Here is a 3,065-nt window from a genome sequence, read left to right on the forward strand (position 1 = left end):
TACGAGGGCGTCAAGAAAACCGTCAGTGCCGGAGTATTCAACGGCAAAACGAAAGCGACCATCGACCCGAAGGGAATGCTCACCTATGCGGAGGCAGCCACAGCCATCCGCAACCTCCTAACAGAAACAAAAATGATTAACAAGTAACAGCTTTAAAGAAGTGCTTGTACTAAAGATTTAAAAAGCAGCAAAAGGCTGGTTCTCCAAACTCGGGAACCAGCCTTTTGTTATCTGTTTAGATATCTGAAATTTAAACGTTAAGAATCCTACGGGAGACAGTTTCTTCTTTAGTATTTTCAAGCCGGCGTGGGTTTCAGATCTGTTCAGTAATTGTTCAGTGGCCTTTGCTATACTGAAAAAGTTAGCAATCATTTCTATAAAATACGGAAAAGGATCCAGTGAGCATTCATGTATTGGGAAGTTGATGGAACATGAAAAAAGTTAGAAAAGGGGTGAAGATATACGCTGTGATTATCGAAAAGTAAAACGCGATTCGGTTTAAAAGAAAACAGAAAATCCCTTTAGCGCAGCTAGTTTAAGAGAAATTCTGTGAAGCATTTTATTTACAATTTGGTCTAAGAAGGGGTCTTTTTAATGAAATTGAATTGTCAAAAAATCTTTTCCTTACTGCTCAGTTTAATGATGCTGATAACAGCCCTCCCGATGGCTAGCGCGCCTGCATATGCAAAATCCGATGATGCAATACCGATTAGCACTCCGGAAGAGTTGGATACTTTGGTAAGGGCGAACTTAGCGGGTAATTTTATCTTGACCCAAGACATTGACCTGACCGATTATCTGAGCGCAGGCGGGCCAGGTTATAATGGCGGTGCTGGATGGCAGCCCATTAACGACTTCAGAGGCATTTTTGACGGCAATGGTTATACTATCAACGGACTTTATAGTAACCGTCCCAATCAAAACTTTGTGGGATTGTTCGCCATTCTTAGAGAAGCAAAAATCCGCAACTTGGGAATGGTAGGTGTAGAGGTAAGAGGAAAGGATTTTGTCGGTGGCCTGGCGGGGGTCGCCCCTAACCCCAGTGATACTATTTTCAATTGTTACGTCAAAGGCCAAGTGGCAGGCAACACAACTGTCGGTGGCATGGTAGGCCAGAGTACTGGCCTCATAAGACAGTCTTATTCCTCATGCAATGTATCAGCAATTCGCTTCGATGTCGGCGGCTTGGTAGGCTCACACTATGGCCAGATCTGGGAGTCCTACACCACAGGCAATGTGACGACACCCACTAACATTTGTGCAGGAGGTCTGGTGGGCAGAAACTACCGCGATTCAAGCATTCTCGACTCTTATGCTACAGGACATGTATCGGGTAACTCCATGATCGGTGGTCTGGTAGGCAGCAACAACCAGGGCAGTATTGTCAGTTCTTACGCTAAAGGTCGAGTACAGAAGACCAACCCGCTGGGCATTATCGGTGGCTTGGTGGGAGCCGTTTCTGGCGGAACTACAGAGAGATCCTACTGGGACATCCAAACTTCAACGCAGGAGGCTAGCGCCGGGGGCACCGGGAAAAGCACCACAGAGATGAAGACACAAAGTACCTTTGAGGACTGGGATTTTAACGATGTTTGGGCCATGGCCGAAAGCCACGATGGCTACCCTTATCTTATATGGACAGTGACACCAACCATCTATTCACAGCCCGAGGACCAGACGATAAATGCAGGCGAACCGGCAAGTTTTAGTGTTAGAGCCTCTACAACAGCAGGGGATCCTGTAAACTATCAATGGAAAAAGGACAACGTTGACATCCCAGGGGCCACTTTAGCGATGCTAACCATTGAAGCGGCCGCAGCGTCGGACGCGGCAGCCTATACGGTGGAAGTCAGCAACGGAACACGAACAGTCACTAGTCAGCCAGCAACCTTGACGGTCAATCCGGGTTCTGGTGGCCCCGGCGACGATCCCATAGAAATTTGGACAGCGGACGATCTGAACAATGTAAGGAATGATCTGGACGGAAGTTATATATTGATGAACGACATTGATCTCGGCGAGACATATGGCGCCGCCTATGCTGGAGGCAGGGGCTGGCAACCTATTCATGAAGGGTTTGTTGAGTTCACTGGCATTTTTAACGGCAACGGACATACCATCAGCGGACTTTATATCAATCGTCCCGATGAGCTTTATGTAGGCTTGTTTGGTCTTGTTGGTACAGATGCGGAGGTATTCAACGCAAGGCTGGAGGATGTCGATGTAACGGGCGATGCGTACGTCGGTGGTTTGGCGGGCATTACTTTAGGCAGTATCAGCAAGACTGGCGTCTCAGGTACAGTATCCGGCAGAAACTATATCGGTGGTCTGGCGGGTATGACATTTGGTGACATCAGCAGTTCTTATGCGGTTGCCAACGTAACGAGCCTTGCCATAGGCGGAGGTCTAGTGGGGAGTAGCACAAACACTGCCACTATCGAGAATACCTACGCATTGGGCGCGGTGACCGCTAATCAGGCGGGTGGCTTGGTAGGAGTGAACGGCGGAGTCCTCCAAAGATCCTATGCCGCAGGCAGGGTGACCGGTACTGGTCTATACGGCGGTTTGGTAGGATTGATGGCTTTTCCTGAAGATATTATCAGCGATTGTTACTGGGATATAGAGGCTACAAATCAGCCCGAGGCAGGTGTAGAAGTATCCTCTGATGCAGCAAGTGGTTACCCCACGGAGCAAATGATGCAACAAGAGACTTTCACCGGCTGGGATTTTGATACCATTTGGGCGATCGATACAGAGCCGTCAAGTTACCCATATTTTCTGTGGCAGCCTATTTCTGATCCGGGGACAGATCCGGTAGCGCCGAGCATTTCGGATCAGCCTCAGAACCAGACGGTGACCATAGGACAGACAGCAACCTTTACAGTGACAGCGGCAGGTTCGGAGCCCCTTAACTACCAATGGAAAAAAGAGGGGATTGATATAGCTGGAGCTACCTCTGCGACGTTGGAGATAGTCAATGCCCAGACTTCGGATGCAGGGACCTACACCGTAGAAGTAAGCAACGATGCTGGCACTATCCTTAGTGATTCGGCAACCTTGACAAT

General features: G+C 48.5%; 2 protein-coding genes. Both read left to right on the forward strand.

The features are described from left to right. Positions 1–147 (forward strand): S-layer homology domain-containing protein (locus tag BUA78_RS21170; RefSeq protein ID WP_175549093.1); only part of this gene is annotated, 147 nt, incomplete at its 5' end. Positions 148–594: 447 nt separating this feature from the next. Continuing rightward, a partial coding sequence (locus tag BUA78_RS19550; RefSeq protein WP_175549094.1) for an immunoglobulin domain-containing protein occupies positions 595–3,065 on the forward strand: 2,471 nt, incomplete at its 3' end.

Origin of the sequence: Desulforamulus aeronauticus DSM 10349 (genome assembly GCF_900142375.1) — a bacterium.
In the GTDB taxonomy this organism is placed as follows: Bacteria; Bacillota; Desulfotomaculia; order Desulfotomaculales; family Desulfotomaculaceae; genus Desulfotomaculum; species Desulfotomaculum aeronauticum.